The organism is Pseudomonas bijieensis, from assembly GCF_013347965.1.
GTDB lineage: Bacteria > Pseudomonadota > Gammaproteobacteria > Pseudomonadales > Pseudomonadaceae > Aquipseudomonas > Aquipseudomonas bijieensis.
Genome location: NZ_CP048810.1, coordinates 4,164,154 through 4,184,168, shown reverse-complemented (window position 1 = coordinate 4,184,168; position 20,015 = coordinate 4,164,154). Strand labels below are relative to the sequence as shown.

Annotated in this window: 19 protein-coding genes; 12 read left to right on the top strand and 7 right to left on the bottom strand. The window is 61.3% G+C overall.

What is annotated here, in order from left to right; genetic code table 11:
* Positions 1-312 precede the first annotated feature (312 nt).
* Positions 313-954 carry a ribosome biogenesis GTP-binding protein YihA/YsxC gene (gene yihA / locus GN234_RS18230; RefSeq protein WP_109752860.1) on the bottom strand — a complete coding sequence of 214 codons (642 nt, stop codon included), beginning with the start codon at positions 952-954 and terminating at the stop codon, positions 313-315.
* 191 nt (positions 955-1,145) lie between these two features.
* Between yihA and GN234_RS18225 the strand changes: the two genes are divergently transcribed.
* The 7 genes from GN234_RS18225 (at position 1,146) to GN234_RS18195 (ending at position 8,439) form a co-directional block, all read left to right on the top strand.
* A complete protein-coding gene (locus GN234_RS18225; protein WP_003196231.1) occupies positions 1,146-1,436 on the top strand; it encodes a c-type cytochrome in 291 nt (96 codons plus the stop codon).
* A 46-nt stretch (positions 1,437-1,482) separates the two neighbouring features.
* Positions 1,483-2,094, top strand: coding sequence for a c-type cytochrome (locus GN234_RS18220; RefSeq protein WP_109752861.1), 612 nt, complete (start codon positions 1,483-1,485; stop codon positions 2,092-2,094).
* Positions 2,095-2,291: 197 nt separating this feature from the next.
* Positions 2,292-2,936: a thiol:disulfide interchange protein DsbA/DsbL gene (locus tag GN234_RS18215; RefSeq protein ID WP_109752862.1), complete on the top strand. Its 645-nt coding sequence runs from the start codon at positions 2,292-2,294 to the stop codon at positions 2,934-2,936.
* A 15-nt stretch (positions 2,937-2,951) separates the two neighbouring features.
* On the top strand, positions 2,952-3,830 hold the full coding sequence (locus GN234_RS18210; protein ID WP_109752863.1) for an endonuclease/exonuclease/phosphatase family protein: 879 nt from the start codon (positions 2,952-2,954) through the stop codon (positions 3,828-3,830).
* Positions 3,827-5,866, top strand: a complete 2,040-nt coding sequence (locus tag GN234_RS18205) for a GGDEF domain-containing protein (RefSeq protein WP_176688870.1) — start codon at positions 3,827-3,829, stop codon at positions 5,864-5,866. The genes GN234_RS18210 and GN234_RS18205 overlap by 4 nt, the downstream gene beginning before the upstream one ends.
* A 104-nt stretch (positions 5,867-5,970) precedes the next feature.
* The gene (locus GN234_RS18200) at positions 5,971-6,750 is read left to right on the top strand and encodes an N-acetylmuramoyl-L-alanine amidase (RefSeq protein WP_109752865.1); all 780 of its coding nucleotides are present in this window, start codon (positions 5,971-5,973) and stop codon (positions 6,748-6,750) included.
* Between the two features lie 75 nt (positions 6,751-6,825).
* Positions 6,826-8,439, top strand: a complete 1,614-nt coding sequence (locus GN234_RS18195; RefSeq protein WP_109752964.1) for an EAL domain-containing protein — start codon at positions 6,826-6,828, stop codon at positions 8,437-8,439.
* Positions 8,440-8,445: 6 nt separating this feature from the next.
* Here the strand turns inward: GN234_RS18195 and GN234_RS18190 are convergent, their stop codons facing one another.
* A complete protein-coding gene (locus GN234_RS18190; protein ID WP_163855989.1) occupies positions 8,446-10,236 on the bottom strand; it encodes an ATP-binding protein in 1,791 nt (596 codons plus the stop codon).
* Positions 10,237-10,246: 10 nt separating this feature from the next.
* On the bottom strand, positions 10,247-11,593 hold the full coding sequence (gene algB / locus GN234_RS18185) for a sigma-54-dependent response regulator transcription factor AlgB (RefSeq protein WP_003196247.1): 1,347 nt from the start codon (positions 11,591-11,593) through the stop codon (positions 10,247-10,249).
* Between the two features lie 438 nt (positions 11,594-12,031).
* Here algB and GN234_RS18180 point away from each other — a divergent pair, with 438 nt between their 5' ends.
* The 5 genes from GN234_RS18180 to GN234_RS18160 all read left to right on the top strand — a co-directional run bounded on the left by GN234_RS18180 (position 12,032) and on the right by GN234_RS18160 (position 16,489).
* On the top strand, positions 12,032-12,319 hold the full coding sequence (locus tag GN234_RS18180) for a hypothetical protein (protein ID WP_109752867.1): 288 nt from the start codon (positions 12,032-12,034) through the stop codon (positions 12,317-12,319).
* 80 nt (positions 12,320-12,399) lie between these two features.
* Positions 12,400-12,564, top strand: coding sequence for a DUF1328 domain-containing protein (locus tag GN234_RS18175; RefSeq protein WP_003177151.1), 165 nt, complete (start codon positions 12,400-12,402; stop codon positions 12,562-12,564).
* A 2-nt stretch (positions 12,565-12,566) separates the two neighbouring features.
* Complete coding sequence (locus tag GN234_RS18170; RefSeq protein ID WP_176688869.1) at positions 12,567-13,031, top strand: inhibitor of vertebrate lysozyme family protein; 465 nt, start codon at positions 12,567-12,569, stop codon at positions 13,029-13,031.
* Positions 13,032-13,735: 704 nt separating this feature from the next.
* Positions 13,736-15,067 carry a glutamate/aspartate:proton symporter GltP gene (gene gltP, locus GN234_RS18165; RefSeq protein WP_116833827.1) on the top strand — a complete coding sequence of 444 codons (1,332 nt, stop codon included), beginning with the start codon at positions 13,736-13,738 and terminating at the stop codon, positions 15,065-15,067.
* 192 nt (positions 15,068-15,259) lie between these two features.
* A complete protein-coding gene (locus GN234_RS18160) occupies positions 15,260-16,489 on the top strand; it encodes a nucleoside recognition domain-containing protein (protein ID WP_116833828.1) in 1,230 nt (409 codons plus the stop codon).
* 5 nt (positions 16,490-16,494) lie between these two features.
* Here the strand turns inward: GN234_RS18160 and GN234_RS18155 are convergent, their stop codons facing one another.
* Genes GN234_RS18155 through GN234_RS18140 form a run of 4 tightly spaced genes read right to left on the bottom strand, consistent with a single transcriptional unit; the run spans position 16,495 to position 20,012 of the window.
* Complete coding sequence (locus GN234_RS18155) at positions 16,495-17,127, bottom strand: ABC-type transport auxiliary lipoprotein family protein (protein WP_176688868.1); 633 nt, start codon at positions 17,125-17,127, stop codon at positions 16,495-16,497.
* Positions 17,124-18,062, bottom strand: coding sequence for an MlaD family protein (locus GN234_RS18150; protein WP_176688867.1), 939 nt, complete (start codon positions 18,060-18,062; stop codon positions 17,124-17,126). Before GN234_RS18150 ends, GN234_RS18155 begins: the two co-directional genes overlap by 4 nt.
* A 1-nt stretch (position 18,063) precedes the next feature.
* Complete coding sequence (locus GN234_RS18145) at positions 18,064-18,867, bottom strand: ABC transporter ATP-binding protein (protein ID WP_116833830.1); 804 nt, start codon at positions 18,865-18,867, stop codon at positions 18,064-18,066.
* Positions 18,864-20,012 carry an ABC transporter permease gene (locus tag GN234_RS18140; RefSeq protein ID WP_176688866.1) on the bottom strand — a complete coding sequence of 383 codons (1,149 nt, stop codon included), beginning with the start codon at positions 20,010-20,012 and terminating at the stop codon, positions 18,864-18,866. The genes GN234_RS18145 and GN234_RS18140 overlap by 4 nt, the downstream gene beginning before the upstream one ends.
* Positions 20,013-20,015 lie beyond the last annotated feature (3 nt).

Here is a 20,015-nt window from a genome sequence, read left to right as displayed (position 1 = left end):
CATTCGGCTTTTTTGGGGGCTGCTGCGCAGCCCAGCGGGGATAAATCCCCTCGCCACATTGAAACACCGCAAATCCGGGGACAGAGCCATTAGTTCGGAAAATTCCTAGGGCTATTTCCAAAAATAATCTGAACTAAACCCGTGAATTGCCACTCAGAGATTTTGAATGGCTGGTGAAGCCCTTCAATGCTCCTATGTTGTGTTAAGTGTTGGCAGATATCTGGACCCCGCCCTAGCGGTCCGGAACTTGGACCCCGAACTTCCCCCTCCCCATAAGAAGTCCGGGGTTTTTTTTTTTGCCTGCGATTTGGCTTATTCCGCCGTTTCGCTGCCCTTGTCCGCCAATTCCATCCAGTCGGCCAATACAGTGTAGGCCTCTTCCAGACCCATGCGCTTGGGGGCCGAGAACAGCTGGATGGTGACCGCATCGCCCCAGCCCTTGCGAATTTCCGACTGCACTTTGAGCAACGTATTTTTTGCCGCGCCGTAGGTGAGCTTGTCGGCCTTGGTCAGCAGGATGTGCATCGGCATGCCACTGGCGACCGCCCAGTCGAGCATCAGCAGGTCGAAGTCGGTCATCGGATGGCGGATGTCCATCATCAGGATCAGGCCTTTCAAGCTCTCGCGGCTGCCCAGGTAGGCTTCCAGGTGGCGCTGCCAGTGTTGCTTGAGCGGGATCGGCACTTTCGCGTAGCCGTAGCCGGGCAGGTCGACCAAACGGCGTTCATCGTCTAGCTTGAAGAAGTTCAAGAGCTGCGTGCGGCCCGGGGTTTTCGAGGTGCGTGCCAGGCTGGCATGGGTCAGGGTGTTCAGCGCGCTGGATTTGCCGGCATTGGAACGCCCGGCAAAAGCCACTTCAAAGCCTTCGTCGTCGGGGCATTGATCGACTTTGGCGGCGCTGAGCATGAAGGTGGACTGTTGGCACAGGCCAAGGATGGGGTTCTTCAGTTGCATGGGATTTCCGATGTGGGCGGCGTCGGGAATGGACGCGGCAAGCTGTGTCGTTTCCGTTTCAGTGACGCCAGTATATAATGCCGCAGATTTTGTGTGCGCTTTGTCCCAGCGTAGGATGAAGCACACGGGAGCGACCGACCGAAATTGCGCATTAGAACGCAGCTCGTTCCCAACCCTGAAAAGGTCGTTTTATGACGAAATGGCTGCTAGCTGCCGGTGTCTTGATGCCGCTTTACAGCGCTCAGGCTACACAGGATCCGGAAGCTGTGTACAACCGTGTTTGTGGTGCCTGTCATTCCGGCCAACTCCCCATGGCGCCCCGCAAGGGCGATCAGGAAGCTTGGACGCCGAGGTTGGCGAAAGGTATGGAGACGCTGGTGCAACACGTGACCCAGGGTTTCAAGGCGATGCCGCCGCGTGGTTTGTGCATGGACTGCAGTGCCGAGGATTACCGAGCCATCATCCAGTGGATGAGCGAGTGAACCCGGTCCATAACTCTTTAACCCTTAGCCGTAGTTGGATTAGCTGATGAACAAACTGATCGTGAGTCTGCTGTTGACCTTGGGGATATCCGGCGTAGCCCACGCCGCTGGCGATGCCGCTGCCGGTCAGGCGAAAGCGGCCGTATGCGGGGCCTGCCATGGCCCGGATGGCAATAGCATGGCGCCCAACTTTCCGAAACTGGCGGGCCAGGGCGAGCGTTACCTGAACAAGCAACTGCACGACATCAAGTCCGGCAAGCGCACGGTGCTGGAGATGACCGGCCTGCTGAACAACCTGAGCGATCAGGACCTGGCGGACATCGCGGCGTATTTCGCCAGCCAGAAAGGTAGCGTCGGCGCTGCCGATCCGAAACTCGTGGCCCGTGGTGAAGCGCTGTTCCGCGGCGGTAACCTGGACAAAGGGCTTCCAGCCTGCACCGGTTGCCACTCGCCTGACGGCAAGGGCAACGCCGCTGCCGGTTTCCCTCACCTGGGCGGCCAGCATGCCCAGTACGTCGGCAAGCAACTGACCGATTTCCGCAAAGAAGAAGGCGGCCGGACCAACGATGGCGACACCAAGCCCATGCAGAGCATCGCCAAGAAGCTGAGCGACGAAGATATCGCAGCTGTGTCGAGCTACATCCAGGGCCTGCACTAAGGCCATTGGCGAGCGTTGCGAGGGGATACACCGCTTGTAACGTTAACGCTCGATTAATCTGTCGATGCGAGCATCAAAAGGGTGGCTTTGGCCGCCCTTTTTTGTGGCCGCTGCCGTTACACTAGCGAACTAGAACCCGCCACGGTCAGTCTTAAAAACAGGCCTCGCGAGGTCCCCTCATTGTCCAGGAGTAAAGCATGCGTAATCTGATCACCAGCGCCGCGCTCGTCGTCGCCAGCCTGTTCGGCATGGCCGCCCAAGCCAACGCGGAAGAATCGAAGGCCCCTTACGTCGAATTGACCAATCCGGTTCCGGTGGCCGTGCCTGGCAAGATCGAAGTGGTGGAGCTGTTCTGGTACGGCTGCCCGCATTGCTACGCTTTCGAGCCCGTTATCAACCCATGGGTCGAGAAGCTGCCTAAGGATGTGAACTTCGTACGCATCCCCGCCATGTTCGGCGGCCCATGGGACGCCCACGGCCAGATGTTCCTGACCCTCGAAGCCATGGGCGTCGAGCATCAGGTTCACGCGGCGGTATTCAACGCCATCCAGAAAGAAGGCAAGAAGCTGGTCAAGAAAGAAGACATGGCTGACTTCCTCGCGACCCAAGGCGTCGACAAGGATAAGTTCCTCGCCACCTTCGACTCCTTTGCCATCCAGGGCCAGATCAAGAAGGCCCGGGAGCTGGCGAAGAAATACGAAATCACCGGCGTACCGACCATGATCGTCAACGGCAAATATCGCTTTGACATCGGCTCTGCCGGCGGTGCCGAACAAGCGCTGCAACTGGCCGACCAGCTGATCGCCAAAGAGCGAGCAGCCCCTAAGGCTGCCGCCAACTAAGCGCGGCTCACGCCCATGGCCCGCTGGAGTACCGAACGCATCGTTGGCCTGCATGAACCGCGGGTCAACGAGCACCATGTCACGTCCACGGGCCTGCCTGGCGACAGCCGCTTGCGGCTGCTCAGCTTCAATATCCAGGTGGGCATCAGCACCGAGCGCTACCGGCATTACCTGACCCGGGGCTGGCAGCATCTGCTGCCGCACACCGGACGCGCCGGTAACCTGCAGAAAATCGGCGACCTGCTGAAAGATTTCGACCTGGTGGCCCTGCAAGAGGCTGACGGCGGGAGCCTGAGATCAGGTTACGTCAATCAGGTGGAACACCTGGCCCAACTGGGCGCCTTTCCCTACTGGTACCAGCAACTCAATCGCAACCTCGGACGGCTCGGCCAGCACAGCAATGGCGTGTTGAGTCGTTTGCGCCCCTGGGCGATCGAGGATCATCCGCTGCCCGGGCCCAAGGGGCGCGGGGCGATCCTCGCGCGGTTCGGCGAAGGTCCGGAAGCGCTGGTGGTGGTCATGATGCACCTGGCGCTCGGGGCGCGTACCCGGACGATGCAGTTGGCGTACATTCGCGAACTGATCGGTGGATACAAGCACCAGATACTGATGGGTGACATGAACACCCATGCCTCCGATTTGCTGCAGACCTCGCCCCTGCGCGATCTTGGTCTGCTCGCTCCACAGCTGGAAGCGACGTTCCCCAGTTGGCGTCCCCAGCGTTGCCTGGACCATATCCTGTTGAGCCCGACCCTGACCCTCGAACGCGTCGAGGTGCTGGCCCAACCCATTTCCGATCACCTGCCGGTCGCGGTAGAAATTCGTTTGCCTGGTTCGCTCACGGCTGATGCCTTTCCCGCGCTGAGTCCTGCCCCTCGCGGATCCGATGAATGAGCGACGACGCCGAACGCTGGAGAGAGAAGTACCTCAAGAGTATCGAACAGCAGGAAAAGCTCGAGCGCCGTTGGGCTGCTCGGCTCGACTTGCTGCGTCGTGGCCTGGTGCGCAGTACCCTGGCCGCCGAGGGCACTGACCGAGCTGTCGACCAATGCATGAAAGAGATGCGCGAGGTGGTGCGCACCGATGAAATGGACGCCGGTCTCGCCGCCCTGCTGCCGCGCCTGGAGAAAGCCGTACTCGATTCCGAGCAGCGCCGCGAAACCCGGATCGAGCAGATGAGCACGGCGTTGACGGCCCTGGTTGCCCAGTTGCAGAGCCTGCCGCTGCCGAAGGAAGTCAGCCGGCCACTGAAGAAATTTTCCAAGCAGTTGGAGGAGCGGGTCGGCCAGGCCCGGGAGATTCCGCTGCTGCTCAGCGAACTGAGCGGTTTGCAAGGCAAGGCGCTGAGCGCCCTGGACGCTCCTGTCGAACCGAGTCGACCTGGCCTGCTGCAACGGCTGTTTGGTGGCCAAGGCCATGAAGAAGCGGCGCCCCAGCCCCACGAGCATGCCCAGGCCGGCGTAGCGCCTGAGGCAGAAACGTTCGTGCGCGTAGTCGCGGAGCCGGCAACCGACGCAGAATCCGTCGCGCTAGCACCAGCACCGCAGCCATCGGTCGCGGAGCAAGCTCCCACGTTGGAGGCAGCGCCCGAACCGGTTGTCCCGACTGCACCGAAGATTGAGCCCGCTCCCGTACCTGAAGCCGAAGTGGTTCAGCCCATCAGTGAGCCGGATGAAGCAACCGAACCCGCGCCATTGCCAACGCCGGTTGCCGAAGAACTGTCGGCAGTGGCACCTGCCCTCGACAACCCCGACGAACTGATGCCCGAGGAGCCAGCACAGGCCCTGCCCGCCCCCTCGCAGCCTCCAGCGGAGCCTGCCGAGCCGCTGGAAGCCGTCGATGTGGCTGATGCCCAGTACGCCCTGCCCGACTCGCCGGAACCGTCCTACAGTTCGGTCGCCAAGCACATCGAAGACACGTTGTTGGGCCTGTTGGGCGACCTGACCTTGCCCGAGCGGCATCGGCCACAAGCCGAAGCCATGCGTGAGCGGTTGCGAAATGGCTTGAATTGGTACGAGCTGCTACCGATCCTCGACGATCTTGCAGTATTGATGTTGGCTATCACCGACACCGGCCAGCATGAGTTCGAAGCGTACCTGCAACGGCTCAATGACCGGCTCGAGTCATTCCAGAGCAGCCTGCAGGCGGCCAGTGAAGACCACGCCGACAACCTGTCGGCCTCCAGGGAAATGGACACGCAGATTCGCGAACAGGTAGACGGCCTGCAAAGCAGCGTGCAACAAGCCGATGACCTGGAAGGCCTCAAGCAGGTGCTCGAGAATCACCTCGAAGGCTTGCTCGGCACGATGGATCAACACCGCCAGCAACGTGATCAACGCGAGCAAGAAGTCTCGGCGCGCCTGAAAAGCCTGGCCGATCGCGTCGCGCTGATGGAGCAGGATGCCCAGGTCGTGCGGGAGAATCTCGAGGAGCAGCGGCAGAAAGCACTGGTCGATCCGCTCACCGGGCTGCCCAATCGCGCGGCCTGGTCCGAGCGCCTGGAGCATGAAGTCGGCCAGTGGCAGCAGCACGGCAACAGCTTGCTGCTGGCCATGCTCGATCTCGATCATTTCAAGCGCATCAATGACAACTACGGCCATCTGGCCGGGGATCGGGTGTTGAAACTCATTGCCTCGGTCTTGCGCAAACGCCTGCGTGGCGGTGATTTCATTGCGCGTTTCGGGGGCGAGGAGTTTGTCCTGCTGGTGCCCGACACGCCCCTGGCCGCCGGCGCGAAGCTGGCCGAGGCGCTGCGCCTGGCCATCGAAGCCTGCCCGTTTCATTTCAAGGGCGAGCCGGTGACAGTGACGGTATCCATTGGCCTGACGGCCTTCAAACCGGGCGAACACAGTGATTCGGTGTTTAAAAGAGCCGATCAGGCGCTCTATCGGGCAAAAAATGCCGGGCGCAACCGTGTAGAGCTGGGCTGAGAGGCTAATTGTTCCAATTTGTTTAATATCGGCGCGCGCATCGGATCATCGCGGGGCGATACGTTACACTGTTGCATTACTTCCAGCGCGTAATGCCCTCCACCATGAAATTTCTTTCCCTCATTGTTTCTTTATTTATCCTGGCCGGCTGCACCAGCGGCCCGCGGCTCGACACCAGTCACCCTTCCGTCAACCATGACAACCGCATCCAATTCGTGGTGGTGCATTACACCTCGGCTTCCCTGGAGCGTTCACTGGCCCTGCTGACCCATGGCGAAGTCAGTGCCCATTACCTGATCGGCGATGATAAAGGCGCGACCGTCTACAAACTGGTGGATGAAAGTCGACGCGCCTGGCACGCCGGGGAAAGTGAGTGGGAAGGCCGGACCTGGCTCAACTCCAGTTCCATCGGCATCGAAATCGTCAATCCGGGTTTCGTCGACACGCCTACCGGACGCCTCTGGTATCCCTACAGCGAAGCCCAGGTCCAGGCCTTGATCGTATTGCTCAAGGACATCATCCAGCGCAACGGAATCAACCCGCGCAGCATCATCGGCCACAGCGACATCGCGCCCCTGCGCAAGCTTGATCCCGGCCCGCTGTTTCCCTGGAAGCGCCTGGCGCAAGCCGGCTTGGGGGTTTGGCCGGACGAGCAGGCAGTGGCTCGCCAGCAGGCCATCTTCGCGCCACAGCTGCCGCCTGCCAGTTGGTTCCAGGCCGAGCTGGCCCGCCTGGGTTACCCGACGCCGCAGACCGGCGAATGGGACGTGGCCACCCACCATGTGCTGGCCGCCTTCCAGATGCATTATCGGCCCACCCGTTTCGATGGCACGCCGGACGCGCAAAGCGCGGCGATCCTGCAGGTGCTCAACCAGACAAAATAATGACGCCCGTCTGACGAATCGGGCCAAATCCAAATCAGAAGCTATAACTCATTGGTAACTTTCGGATTACCCATGATGACGGCTGCCCGTGAAACCCTGCAGAGCTGGCTCCATCGCCCGCTTTTTTTGGCGATGATAGCGGCTGCCCTGAGTACCGTCCTGCTGCTGGCGGGAAGTCTGTTCGTGGTCATGCAACAGATCCAGCAACGCGAAAGCGACCAGATGAATGCCCAGGGCGAGCGCTTTCTGCAACGGCTGGAACAGCTTTTCGGGCAACTGCGCGAAAGCCTCGACGACCTGCAAAACCAGCCGTTGCGTGGGTGTGACGATGACATGATCGCGACCTTGCGAGAGGTCAGTTTCAATTACCGTTTCGTTTATGAGGCGGTGTATATCGATGGCAGCGGCGTCTGTTCCAATCGTCCGCGCCAGAGCGGATTGTCGGTGACCCGCCCACCCGATCTCCGGGGTCCGACCTACAGTTACTGGCTCAATACCACCACCGAACCCAACGAAGACCGCGCGGCATTGATGCTGGGGCGCGGCAATTTTCGGGTCGCCACTTCCCGCGGGCATCTGGCCGACGTGGTCGATCTGCCTCCGGGCAGCAGCCTGCTGGTGGTCCTGGATCATGGCGAGCGAGCCATTCCCGTGTTGGGCCCCCCTCAACACTGGCCGCCCACGGAGCCTTGGCCACCCAAAAGCCACAATGCCTTGCAAGCGACGCAAACCCGGCTGATCTATCGGATGCCCACCGACAGCCCGGAATATCAACTGGTATTGATTGCCCAGCGCAACGGTTTCACGGTTCCGGCCAACGCCTGGTGGATGTTGCCCATCAGCCTGATGTTGGGCCTGGGGATTGGTTTTCAGGTGTTTCTGCTGGCGCGCCAGCGCCAATCCATGGATGCCGAACTGCACGGGGCCATTCGCCGCGGTGAGTTGCAGGTGCTTTACCAACCGATTTTCGACCTCAACAGCCGCAATTGCGTCGGTGCCGAAGCCTTGCTGCGCTGGCGCCGACCCGACGGCACCCTGACCAGCCCGGACTTGTTTATCCCGATGGCCGAGAACACCGGACAGATCCGTCAGATCACCGATTTCGTCTTGCAGCGGCTGTTCGATCAATTGGGCCAGTTGCTGCGGGCCAATCCGCAGTTGTACATCTCGGTGAATCTGGCGGCCTGCGATGTGATGGTGCCGCGTATCGGCGAAGTGATCGCCCGCCTGCTGGCGCTGCATCGCGTGTCGGCCCATCAGATCGCCTTCGAAGTGACCGAGCGCGGGCTGATCGATGTGTTGGTCGCCCGGGATAACCTGCAATCGCTGCGCGATGTCGGGCATCAGGTGTTGATCGACGATTTCGGCACCGGTTATTGCAGCCTGGCCTACCTGCAAACCCTGCCGGTGGACTGCCTGAAAATCGACAAGGCCTTCATCGATGCCTTGGGCCACGATGCCGCCAGCAGCGGCGTGGCTCCGCACATCATTCGCATGGCCCATGCGCTGGAACTCAAGGTGATCGCCGAAGGCATCGAGCATGAAGCCCAGGCCTCTTACTTGAGCAGCGAAGGGGTGAGGTTCGGTCAGGGCTGGTTGTTCGCCCATGCTCTCAGTGCGGTGCAGCTCATCGAACTGATTACCCGTGGCCGCCGCCTGCTTGGGCGCCGTTTCGATGACGAAGCCTGAGTCTGCTCAGACCGCCAGCGCCATGTAGAACTGCGTGCCCTGCCCCGGCCTTGAATAAACGCCCATGCGTCCGCCGTGGAGCTGGACGATCTCCTTGCACAGCGCCAGGCCGAGGCCCGCGCCACCCTTCTTGCGTCCGACCTGGACGAAAGGCTCGAAGATCCGTCCTTGCTGGCCGTAGGCAATGCCTTCACCGTTGTCTTCGACGCTGATGATCACCCGCTCGCCATGGCGTCGGGCCTGCAAGCGAATCTGGCCGTTTTCGGCGGTGTGGCGCATGGCGTTGTCGATCAGGTTATCGAGCACTCGATCCAGTTGCGCGGCGTCGGCATGCAGTCGCGGGAGCGGGCCCTGGATCGCCACGAGCAGCTCGATGCCCTTGGCTTGGGCCTGTTCGGTAAAGCGCAGCCGGGCGGCTTCCAGCAGATCGTCGATGGAGCAAGGCGCCAGGGTCAGCTTTTGCAGGCCGTTCTGGTAGCGAGAGAAGTTCAGCAGGTCATTGATCAGTTGCATCAGCCGCTGCATTTCTTCCGTGACGGTGTTGAGCAGGTCCGCCTCGCGTGACTCCTCTGGAAAATGCAAGCGCTCCTGCAACAGGCCGAACGCCATGTGCATGCCCGTCACTGGCGTGCGCAGTTCATGGGAGGCACGCAGGACGAACTCGCTGCGCACCCGTTCGAAGGCGCGTTGTTCGGTCACGTCATGCAGCACCATGACCGCGCCGAGGATGTGGCCCTGGGTGTGGCTGACCGGCGTGAGGCTGTAAGTCAGCACCCGCGACTCGCCATCGACTTCGATGCTCAGGTCCTCCGGCACGCGCTCCAGGCTTCCGCCGCGCAGGACCAGGTGCAGCTCTTCATCCAGCTCAAGGCGTCCCAGCGCCTCGCCGAGTCCTTGGCCCAGGCGCGCCTCATCCCAACCCAATTGCCGTTGGGCCACCGGGTTGAGGTGTTCCAGCCGGCCTTGGCGGTCGATCATCAGCAAGCCGTCATCGATGCTGTCGAGCACGGCTTGCAAGCGTTGCTGGCCGGCGAGCAGTTCATCGACATTGGTGGCCTGGTGCTCGCGCAAGGCCTGGGCCATGACCCCGAAACGACGGGTCAAAAGGTTCAACTCGGCGGCGGAGGATATGGGCAGCGTGACCTCGAAATTGCCCTGGCCGATGTCGTCCGCCGCTGCCGCCAGCGCCTCGATCGGCGCGCCGAAACGCCGGGCAATGCCATGGGCGGTGATAAACCCGATGATCAGCACCGCAAACCCCACCAGCCCCAGCAGTCCGGAAATCCACAGCGCCCGTTCACGGGCACGGTCCTGGGTTTCACTGATGTTGGTCAGGGCCTGGCGATAGCCCTCGATCAGCCCATTGCGCAGTACGTTGAATTTTTCGGTAAGGTCCTTGATGCCCGAGAGCTGGCTCGGCTGCTGGCGAGATGCGGTGAAGGCCTCGAGAAACTCAATGTAATCGGCCTTGGCCTTACTGAAGCTGTTCGTCGACTCATCCAGTTCCCGTTCGTGGGCGATCCCCTCGTCGATCAACGCCAGGTATTGCTGTTTGGATGCCTCCAGCGCCGCGAGGTCGGGCTTGTCGTCGAGCATGATAATCAACTGATCGCCCAGGGTCTGGCGCAGCTTGAGGCCCAGGTCCAGCAGGATGAAGTTGTCGCGTACCGATTGTTCCTGGGTGTTGGCCATCTGCATCACGCTGACCAGGCCAAGCACCAGTCCCAGCAAGGCCACCGTGATCAGGGCCGAGATACTGAGAAACAGTCGTGTGCGCAGCTTCATCGCCAGTTTCATGAGGTGCTGCTCACAAGTTGTACTGCTTGCGTTTGCGATACAGCGTGGAAGCATCGATCCCCAGGGTCTTGGCCGCCTGGTCGAGGGTGTCGGCCGTGGCCAGCACCGCGCCGATGTGGGCTTTTTCCAGTTCGTCCAGGCTCAGGGCGGCGCCGATGCGCGGCGCATTGTTGACTGGCTGCTCGGCCATGCCCAAGTGACTGATTTCGACTTTTTCCTGGGGGCAGATGATGCTGGCGCGTTCGACCACGTTACGTAGTTCCCGGATGTTGCCTGGCCAACGATAGCCTAGCAGCGCTTCGCGTGCTTCGTCGCTGAAGCCCCGGGCCGGGCGTGCGTATTCCTTGACGAAGCGGGCCAGGAAGCGGTCGGCCAGCGTCAGGATGTCTTCGGCGCGCTCGCGCAGCGGCGGTAGATGCAAGGTAATGACGTTCAAGCGATACAGCAGGTCTTCGCGAAAACGCCCGTCGCGCACCATGTCCTCGAGGTTGAGGTTGGTCGCCGCGAGAATCCGCACGTCGGCACGACGGGTGACGGGGTCCCCTACCCGCTCATATTCCTTGTCCTGGATGAAACGCAGTAACTTGGGTTGCAATGTCAGTGGAAAATCGCCGATCTCGTCGAGAAACAGCGTACCACCGTCGGCTTGATTGACGCGCCCCAGCGTACTTTCGCTGGCACCGGTGAAGGCCCCGCGGCTATGGCCGAACAGTTCGCTTTCCATCAGTTCGGCGGTCAGTGACGGGCAGTTGATGGTGACGCAGGACTTTTTCGCGCGCTTGCTCCAGCCATGGATCGCCCTGGCCAATTCGCCTTTACCGGTGCCCGATTCGCCGAGGATCAGGATATTGGCATCGGTGCTGGCAACCTGGCGTGCGGTTTCCAGGACGACTTTCATCGCCGGGCTGTGGGAGTCGAGGCCGTCCTTGGGCTTGCGCACCTCCCCTTCAAGGGCTTCGAGCCTGGCCGACAACTGGCGTACTTCCAGTTGCTTGGCGGTCGCCAGGCGCAATTGATCGGGGCTGCAAGGCTTGACCAGGTAGTCGGCGGCCCCGGCCTGGATCGCATCCACTGCCGTATCGACCGCCGAGTGGGCGGTGACGATGACCACGCGCATCCAGGGGGCCTGGATACGCATTTGCGCCAACACATCCAGGCCGTTGTCTTCGCCCAGGCGCAGGTCGAGGAAACACAGGTCGAACACCTGGCGTTGCAGCAGAGCGTCGGCTTGCGCGGCGCTGTTGGCGGTGGCAACGCTGTAGCCTTCGTCTTCCAGGCAGTATCGGAACGTACGCAGGATGGCGGACTCATCGTCTACCAGCAGAATGCGGCCTTGATGCTCAGTGGCGGATTCCATTTTTCCTACGCTCCTTTAATGAATGATGATGATTAGTGTCAGAAAAATCGGGCAAGTTGCATGGTCGATTCTGAGGGGATATTACCCACGCAGTATGCCCCTGTGGACGTCTGACTCCTAAAAGACTGATTTGAGTTCCTTTTTTTATGATTCGTGTGGTTCGGACGGTTCGCATTGCTCATTCCGACAGCTACGTCTGACGGGCAATTCAAAAACAATCTAGCGTCTTTTCTCCCTCATTCGTGCAATACGCACGACTGCCACGCGGGCCATCGTGCAGGATGCGCTCCCCGCCTCCGATAACTATTTTGTAAATATATGATTTTAAAGAGTTTTTTATATAAAAAATCCTGGCACGCCGACTGCAATGTCCTGATCAACGTGGCGTTTAGAGCGCCTCAACCAGATCACCGCACCCGGGTGGGGAGGAATTCCAGGATGAATCGTCAAAGTGCCGCCCAATTTCGATTTTCTTCTCTGCACATTCAGCAAGGCTTATGGGCTGCCCTGGCATTGCTGGTCACCCTCGTGATAGGCCAGCAATGGATGCTCTGGCAAGAGCGGCAACAGCCAGAGGCGCCACAGACGTCGATTCATCGTGCCCCACAAACCCATTTCAGCGCCGTCAGCAGTGTCGCGGAAGCCTCCGCTTCAATGCGCATGATGGATGTCGATCAGGCTCAGCCAGTGGTCGATATGCCACGTGAAGAGCGCTGGGTGTTTTAACCCGATGGACCGGTCGTCCATCGCGCCGGAACCATCATCGCCAGACCCTCACTAAATAGAAAAGCGTAAGGAGAATCACCATGTTGAGCTGGGCAATTACCTTCCTGATCATTGCCATCATCGCCGCAGTACTGGGCTTCGGTGGTATCGCAGGCACCGCCACGGGCATCGCCAAGATTCTCTTTGTCGTGTTCCTGGTGATGTTCATCGCTTCCTTCTTCTTTGGCCGTCGTGGCCGAGGCTGACCATGAGCGTTTCCTTTAAAGGACTGGCCGCCGCCCTGTTGTTGGGCGGCAGTGCCATGGCAATGGCTGCCAATGACGGGCAGATGCGGGCCAACGAGTTGCTGGCGTCAGACCCGCAATACCGTGAGACCTGGCAGCACGTCGTGAAAAAAGAAGAACGCCTGCCCGAATGGGTGATGAACCTGTCAGGCGATTCGCAACAGATGAATGCTGTCGAGGAAGATGGCGACAAGTATCTGGTGGGACCCCTGTGTGAAACCCAGGCGACGTGTCGCAGCCAGCGCCTGATCGTCGCCTTCAGCTTCGACAAGGACGAAGCCTACGCCTTGTGGGTACAAGTCCCTGCGGGGCTGCCGGCCGACAAGTCGCCGACGCGGCATGCCGACTACCGTTTCCTCGGCAAGCCCGACGAAGGTATGCAGAAACTGTTAATGGAACAACTCGAGAAAGATCCGAACTGGTACTGATTCTGAAAAATGGGAAAAGCAGCCCTGCTTTTCCCTTCTGCACGGCCCGAGGAGGGCCAGTGCATGACCAGGGGGCCGGGACGTTCTGACTGATGAGAGTCGGAGTGACCTACGGGCACAAGGAGTGCCTGCGAAAGGGCCGGGTCAGGTAAAAGCTGCAACGCAGGTTCGCAAAGCCATTACGGCTGGGCGAACTTGCGTAGCGCTTTATAACGCAGAATACCTGTGCCAGAGCGGTTGATGGATTGGATGCCACCGGTTGCTGCGCGATGCGGCATTTTGTCTCCTCCCGCCGATTTATTGCCCTTTCCCTGACCGTATATCGGAGAATGCCGGCGCGTTTTCTCCCACGGGACACGTCTCGATTCGCAGTCGTTTTATTGGTTGCCCCCGCTGGCGAGAGAAGGCGCAGCTACGCTGAAATGGCCGGCTCACGGCACTTATGCCTGCATAAATGGCCTATTCGAACCGGTTGGGATGCGGGTTTCGTTTGAAAAATCTCATGCCGATTCGGCATAGGGTAGGCGTTTACGGCATTAGACGAGCCCCCCTTGCGTCGCAATAGTTGCGCCTTTTTTCGCCTGCCAGTAAGCCGCTAATGCGCTCGGGGTGACCTTATACGGGGGCAGGGGCGCGAATGTGTTTTGTCATCGACGATTCCGTTCGTACCCCTGTCCGAGACCAACTGAAGTAAGGGTAACGATATGAAGAAGGCACGACTAAGCCTCGCCTGGCAGATCCTCATCGGTCTGGTGCTGGGGATTGCATTGGGCGCGCTGCTCAACCATTTCAGTGCCGAAAAGGCCTGGTGGATCAGCAACGTTCTGCAACCGGCGGGCGATATCTTTATCCGTCTGATCAAGATGATCGTGATCCCGATCGTGATTTCCTCGTTGATCGTCGGCATTGCCGGGGTCGGTGATGCCAAGAAGCTCGGGCGCATTGGCCTGAAGACCATCCTTTACTTCGAAATCGTCACCACCATCGCCATCGTCGTCGGCCTGTTGCTGGCCAACTTCTTCCAGCCCGGCAGCGGCATCGACATGAGCACCCTGGGTACCGTGGATATTTCCAAGTACCAGGCCACCGCCGCTGAAGTCCAGCATGAGCATGCGTTTGTCCAGACCATCCTCAATCTGATCCCGTCGAACATCTTCGCCGCCGTTGCCCGTGGCGAGATGCTGCCGATCATTTTCTTCTCCGTACTGTTCGGCCTGGGTCTGTCCAGCCTGCAATCGGACCTGCGCGAGCCGCTGGTGAAAATGTTCCAGGGCGTGTCGGAAAGCATGTTCAAGGTCACCCACATGATCATGCAATACGCCCCGATTGGCGTATTCGCCCTGATCGCGGTGACGGTCGCCAACTTCGGTTTCGCATCCCTGCTGCCGCTGGCGAAACTGGTGATCCTGGTTTACGTCGCCATCGCCTTCTTCGCCTTTGTGGTGCTGGGCCTGATCGCCCGCCTGTTCGGTTTCTCGGTGCTCAAGCTGATGCGCATCTTCAAGGATGAGCTGGTACTGGCCTACTCCACCGCCAGCTCCGAAACCGTGCTGCCACGGGTGATCGAGAAGATGGAAGCCTACGGCGCGCCGAAAGCCATCTGCAGCTTTGTGGTGCCTACCGGCTATTCGTTCAACCTCGACGGCTCGACCCTGTACCAGAGCATCGCGGCGATTTTCATTGCCCAGCTGTATGGCATCGACCTGTCCATCAGCCAGCAATTGCTGCTGGTGCTGACCTTGATGGTCACCTCCAAAGGCATTGCCGGTGTGCCGGGTGTGTCGTTCGTGGTGTTGCTGGCTACCTTGGGCAGCGTGGGTATTCCCCTGGAAGGCCTGGCCTTCATCGCCGGTGTCGACCGCATCATGGACATGGCCCGTACTGCCCTGAACGTCATCGGCAACGCCCTGGCCGTGCTGGTCATCGCCCGTTGGGAAGGCATGTACGACGATGCCAAGGGCCAGCGCTACTGGAACTCTCTGCCGCACTGGCGCAGCAAAGAGCCGCTGCCGGCGGGGGAAACGTCCAGTAATTGATGCCTTGAGGCCGCTATCGCGAGCAGGCTCGCTCCCACAGCCGCGATCACTGAGAACCCTTGTGGGAGTGAGCCTGCTCGCGATGGCGGCGGCACCTTCGATATCAAGCCAAGCAAACCCCGGAGCAATCCGGGGTTTGTCGTTTCTGCCAGCCCCGCTATCATTCGCGGCATCTTCCGGGGGATTTAACCGATGCTCAATGGCCTGTGGCTTGGCTTCTTTATCGTGGCAGCCGTGTCGGCGCTGGCGCAGTGGCTGATCGGCGGCAATGCCGGGATCTTCGCGGCCATGGTGGAAAGCATTTTCGCCATGGCCAAGCTGTCGGTAGAGGTGATGGTCCTGCTGTTCGGCACCTTGACCCTGTGGCTGGGCTTTCTGCGTATCGCCGAAAAGGCCGGCATCGTCGATTGGCTGGCCAAGGCCCTCGGCCCGCTGTTCCTGCGCTTGATGCCGGAAGTGCCCGCCGGCCACCCGGCCATTGGCCTGATCACCCTCAACTTCGCCGCCAACGGCCTGGGACTGGACAACGCCGCCACGCCCATCGGCCTCAAGGCCATGCGCGCCCTGCAGGACCTCAACCCCAGCCCGACCATCGCCAGCAATGCGCAGATCCTGTTTCTGGTGCTCAACGCTTCGTCACTGACGCTGTTGCCGGTGACGATCTTCATGTACCGCGCCCAGCAGGGCGCGCCGGACCCGACGCTGGTGTTCCTGCCGATCCTGATCGCCACCACGGGCTCGACCCTGATGGGGCTGCTGTCCGTGGCGTTCATGCAGCGCCTGCGCCTGTGGGATCCGGTGGTGCTGGCCTACCTGATTCCAGGTGCGCTGGCGCTGGGCGGTTTCATGGCTCTGCTGGCGACGCTCTCGGCCACGGCCCTGGCCGGGTTGTCATCGATCCTCGGCAACTTGACGCTGTTTGGCCTGATCATCCTGTTCCTGGTGGTGGGCGCGCTGCGCAAGGTCAAGGTGTATGAAGCCTTCATCGAGGGCGCCAAGGAAGGTTTCGACGTCGCCAAGAACCTGCTGCCGTACCTGGTGGCAATGCTCTGCGCCGTGGGTGTGCTGCGGGCTTCGGGCGCGCTGGATTTCGGCCTGGACGGCATTCGCCACCTGGTGCAGTGGGCCGGCTGGGATACGCGTTTCGTCGATGCCTTGCCGACGGCCATGGTCAAGCCGTTCTCTGGCAGCGCCGCTCGGGCGATGTTGATCGAGACCATGAAGACCTCCGGCGTGGACAGCTTCCCGGCCCTGGTGGCAGCGACCATCCAGGGCAGCACCGAGACGACGTTCTACGTGCTGGCGGTGTATTTCGGCGCCGTGGGCATCCAGCGAGCGCGCCATGCCGTGGGCTGCGCGTTGCTGGCCGAACTGGCGGGCGTGCTGTCGGCGATCGGGGTCTGCTACTGGTTCTTTGGCTGAGGCCTTCAGGGCGCCGGCGTTGCGAAACGCTGGCCCTGCTCCAACGTCCAGTTCACCACCTCGGCGGTCAGCCGATCAGCAGCCCGGCCAAAACCGTCCACCACCGCTGGCACTTTTGTATCGCCCAGCGGCTGGCGCACTTCAAAACGGCGGCTGGCCAGGATGCGTTGGTCGAACCCGCGCACCAGCAGGGCGTCCAGGCGAATCACCACGCTGGCCGCCGTGCCCTGGTATTCGGTCTGGAACGCTTGCAACTGCCCGCCCAGCTCCAGGTCTGCTTGCAGGTTACTGTCGGCGACGCTCAACAGCCTGACGCGCCCGTCCTGGGCAAAGCCATCGAGCAGGCGGTTGCGCAACAACACCGGGGCCGGGTCGCTCCAGCGCGAGGCCGCATAACTGCTGAACAGATTGCCTTGGGGAATGACCGCGATTTTCGGGCTGTTGAGCACTTCGCTGGCTTGCGGGCTGGCCAGGCGCAACGACCAGTTGACCGCAACGCCAGGGGCACTGGACGCCTGAGTGGCGGGCAGGCGATAGATGTCCGCAGGTTCACTCTTGGGCAGGATCGAACAACCGCCCAGCAGGATAAAGCCGGCCAGCAACAGGGCAGGGCGGACGAGTCGATGGGTCGGCTTCATGGCGTGAACTCCTTGTCCTTGTCGTTACCCAGCAAATAGCCGCTGGGGTTGGCGTCCAGACGCCGGGATATGCCGCGCAGGGCACTGAGGGTTTCGCGTAGCTCGCGCACGGCTGGTGCCAGGGCATTGAGGCCCTGCATGCCGTTGTTCAGCGAGTCGCGGTTGTCGTTCAGCAATTTGTCGAGGGTTGCCGTGCTGCGGGCCAGCGATTGCATGGCCTGCCCGGCACTGCCCACGGCTGCCTTGCCTTGATCGTCGAGCAAGCCATTGGCGTTGCGCATCAACGCCGTGGTCTGTTCCAGCGTGGCGCTGGCCTGTTTGCCGATGGACGCCAGTTGCTGCATGGCCTGGCGAATGTCGCCGCGCTGCTCGGCGATGACCCCGGTGGTTTGCTCCAAGTGTTCGAGGGTGTTGCCCAGGCGTTGGACGTTGTCCGGGGAAAACACCTCGTTGGCGTTGTGCAGCAACAGGTTGATGCTGGTCATCAAGTCATCGCTGTTGTTGAGCAGGCGGGCAATAGGCGAGGGCGCGGCGATGATCACCGGCGGTTCACCGTCGTGCCCCGTCAGCGCCGGGCTCTGGGGCGTGCCGCCGCTGAGCTGGATGATCGAGGTGCCGGTGATGCCGGTCAGGGCCAGCTTGGCCTGGGTGTCCTGCTTGATCGGTGTTTCACCGCTCAAGCGTATCCGCGCCAGCACCCGGCGCGGGTCGTTCGGGTCCAGGCGCAGATTGACGACGTCGCCGACCTTGATGCCGCTGTATTCCACCGAACTGCCCCGGGACAAGCCGCTGACCGCCTCGTTGAACACTACTTCGTAATCCTTGAACTCGCTGTCCACGCTGGACTTGGCCAGCCATAGGCCAAACAGCAGGGCGCCGGCCACCACAATGACGGTGAACAGGCCGATCAGCACATGATGGGCTCGGGTTTCCATGTCAGACCTCGTTCGATTGTATAGCGGCCGATAGCGCCGCGCGGCCGCGAGGGCCATGGAAGTATTCGTGAATCCAGGCGTCGTCGGTTTCCGACACCTTGTCGATGACATCGGCCACCAGTACTTTTTTCTGCGCCAGCACCGCCACCCGGTCGGTGATGGTGTAGAGCGTGTCCAGGTCATGGGTGACCAGGAACACACTCAAGCCCAGGGCATCGCGCAGCGTCAGGATCAACTGGTCGAACGCCGCCGCACCGATGGGGTCGAGCCCGGCGGTGGGTTCGTCGAGAAACAGGATGTCCGGGTCCAGGGCCAGCGCCCGGGCCAGGGCGGCGCGCTTGATCATGCCGCCGGACAGCGAAGCGGGGTACTTGTCTGCGGCAGAAAGTGGCAGCCCGGCCAAGGCGAGTTTCACCGCCGCCAGGTGCTCGGCGTCGGCGCGGCTGAGGCCGGCGTGTTCGATCAGCGGCAGGGCGACGTTCTCTGTCACGGTCAGGGACGAAAACAGCGCGCCTTTCTGGAACAGCACGCCAAAGCGCCGCTCCACCCGCGAACGTCGTTCCGGGGACAGGCTCGGCAAGTCCTCGCCGAACACCCGCACGGAACCCTCGCTGGGCTGGTTCAAGCCGACGATGCTGCGCAACAACACCGATTTGCCGCTGCCGGAACCGCCGACCACGGCGAGAATCTCGCCCCTGTACACATCCAGGTCGAGGTTTTCATGCACACTCTGGCGACCAAAGCGATTGCACAGGCCCCGCACTTGAATCACCGCCTCGGTGGGCGGCCGTAAAGGTTGGCTCACCAGTTCATCTCCATGAAAAACAGCGCGGCCACGGCATCCAGCACGATCACCACGAAAATCGACTGCACCACGCTGGACGTGGTGTGGGCTCCGACCGACTCGGCGCTGCCCCTGACCTTGAAGCCCTCCAGGCAGCCCACGGCAGCGATCAGGAAGGCAAAGATCGGCGCCTTGACCATCCCCACCAGGAAATGCTGCACGCCGATGTCCGATTGCAGCAGCGACAGGAACATGGCCGGGGAAATACCCAGCGACAGGGCACACACGACTCCACCGCCGACAATGCCCGAGAGCATGGCCAGGAAGGTCAGCATCGGCAGCGCCACCAACAGCGCCAGCACCCGTGGTACCACCAGCAACTCGACCGGATCGAGGCCAAGGGTGCGGATCGCGTCGATTTCTTCGTTGGCCTTCATCGAGCCGATCTGTGCGGTAAACGCGCTGGCGGTGCGGCCCGCCATGAGGATCGCCGTGAGCAACACACCGAATTCGCGCAGGAATGAGAACGCCACCAGGTCCACGGTAAAGATGCTGGCGCCGAAGTCGGCCAGCACGGTCGCCCCGAGGAACGCCACCACCGCGCCCACCAGGAACGTCAGCAGGGCGACGATGGGGGCTGCGTCCAGGCCGGTCTGTTCGATGTGAACGACCATCGCTGTCATGCGCCAGCGCTTGGGGCGAAACAGGTTGCGGGCCAGGGTTTCCAGGATCAGGCCGACAAAGCCCAGCAGTTGCAGGGTGTCTTGCCAGACTTTGTCCACGGCACGGCCGATGCGCGTCAGCAACTGTGTCATCACGCTGACCTGGGGCTCTTTCAGCGGCACACAGAAGTCCGTCAGCGAGCAATAGACCGTCTGCAGCAGCGCCCGCTCGGCGGCCGGCAAGCTGCAATCGGGGTGCTCGGCAGTCTTGCCCAGCCGTTCGGAGCCCAGCAACTCCACCAGCAACGAAGCCCCGGCGGTGTCGAGGGCGCCGAGGCCGTTGAGGTCGATCAGGGTGTTTTCGTCGTATTGGCCGCGCAGTGAATCGCTCAAGCGCTTGAGCTGCGGGTAGTGGGCCAGCGTCCAGTCGCCGCTGACCCATAGCTTCGCCGCAGAGCCGGACGTATCCAGTCGGGCAGTGCCGGTGTGGGATCCTGGGGTCATAAG

Bases quoted from the DNA above. Each gene is read 5' to 3' on its own strand.
- gltP (WP_116833827.1), top strand. From the start codon at position 13,736: ATGAAGAAGGCACGACTAAGCCTCGCCTGGCAGATCCTCATCGGTCTG.
- GN234_RS18210 (WP_109752863.1), top strand. From the start codon at position 2,952: ATGGCCCGCTGGAGTACCGAACGCATCGTTGGCCTGCATGAACCGCGG.
- yihA (WP_109752860.1), bottom strand. From the start codon at position 954: ATGCAACTGAAGAACCCCATCCTTGGCCTGTGCCAACAGTCCACCTTC.
- GN234_RS18160 (WP_116833828.1), top strand. From the start codon at position 15,260: ATGCTCAATGGCCTGTGGCTTGGCTTCTTTATCGTGGCAGCCGTGTCG.
- GN234_RS18150 (WP_176688867.1), bottom strand. From the start codon at position 18,062: ATGGAAACCCGAGCCCATCATGTGCTGATCGGCCTGTTCACCGTCATT.
- GN234_RS18180 (WP_109752867.1), top strand. From the start codon at position 12,032: ATGAATCGTCAAAGTGCCGCCCAATTTCGATTTTCTTCTCTGCACATT.
- algB (WP_003196247.1), bottom strand. From the start codon at position 11,593: ATGGAATCCGCCACTGAGCATCAAGGCCGCATTCTGCTGGTAGACGAT.
- GN234_RS18215 (WP_109752862.1), top strand. From the start codon at position 2,292: ATGCGTAATCTGATCACCAGCGCCGCGCTCGTCGTCGCCAGCCTGTTC.
- GN234_RS18225 (WP_003196231.1), top strand. From the start codon at position 1,146: ATGACGAAATGGCTGCTAGCTGCCGGTGTCTTGATGCCGCTTTACAGC.
- GN234_RS18195 (WP_109752964.1), top strand. From the start codon at position 6,826: ATGACGGCTGCCCGTGAAACCCTGCAGAGCTGGCTCCATCGCCCGCTT.
- GN234_RS18200 (WP_109752865.1), top strand. From the start codon at position 5,971: ATGAAATTTCTTTCCCTCATTGTTTCTTTATTTATCCTGGCCGGCTGC.
- GN234_RS18155 (WP_176688868.1), bottom strand. From the start codon at position 17,127: ATGAAGCCGACCCATCGACTCGTCCGCCCTGCCCTGTTGCTGGCCGGC.
- GN234_RS18190 (WP_163855989.1), bottom strand. From the start codon at position 10,236: ATGAAACTGGCGATGAAGCTGCGCACACGACTGTTTCTCAGTATCTCG.
- GN234_RS18220 (WP_109752861.1), top strand. From the start codon at position 1,483: ATGAACAAACTGATCGTGAGTCTGCTGTTGACCTTGGGGATATCCGGC.
- GN234_RS18140 (WP_176688866.1), bottom strand. From the start codon at position 20,012: ATGACCCCAGGATCCCACACCGGCACTGCCCGACTGGATACGTCCGGC.
- GN234_RS18175 (WP_003177151.1), top strand. From the start codon at position 12,400: ATGTTGAGCTGGGCAATTACCTTCCTGATCATTGCCATCATCGCCGCA.
- GN234_RS18170 (WP_176688869.1), top strand. From the start codon at position 12,567: ATGAGCGTTTCCTTTAAAGGACTGGCCGCCGCCCTGTTGTTGGGCGGC.
- GN234_RS18205 (WP_176688870.1), top strand. From the start codon at position 3,827: ATGAGCGACGACGCCGAACGCTGGAGAGAGAAGTACCTCAAGAGTATC.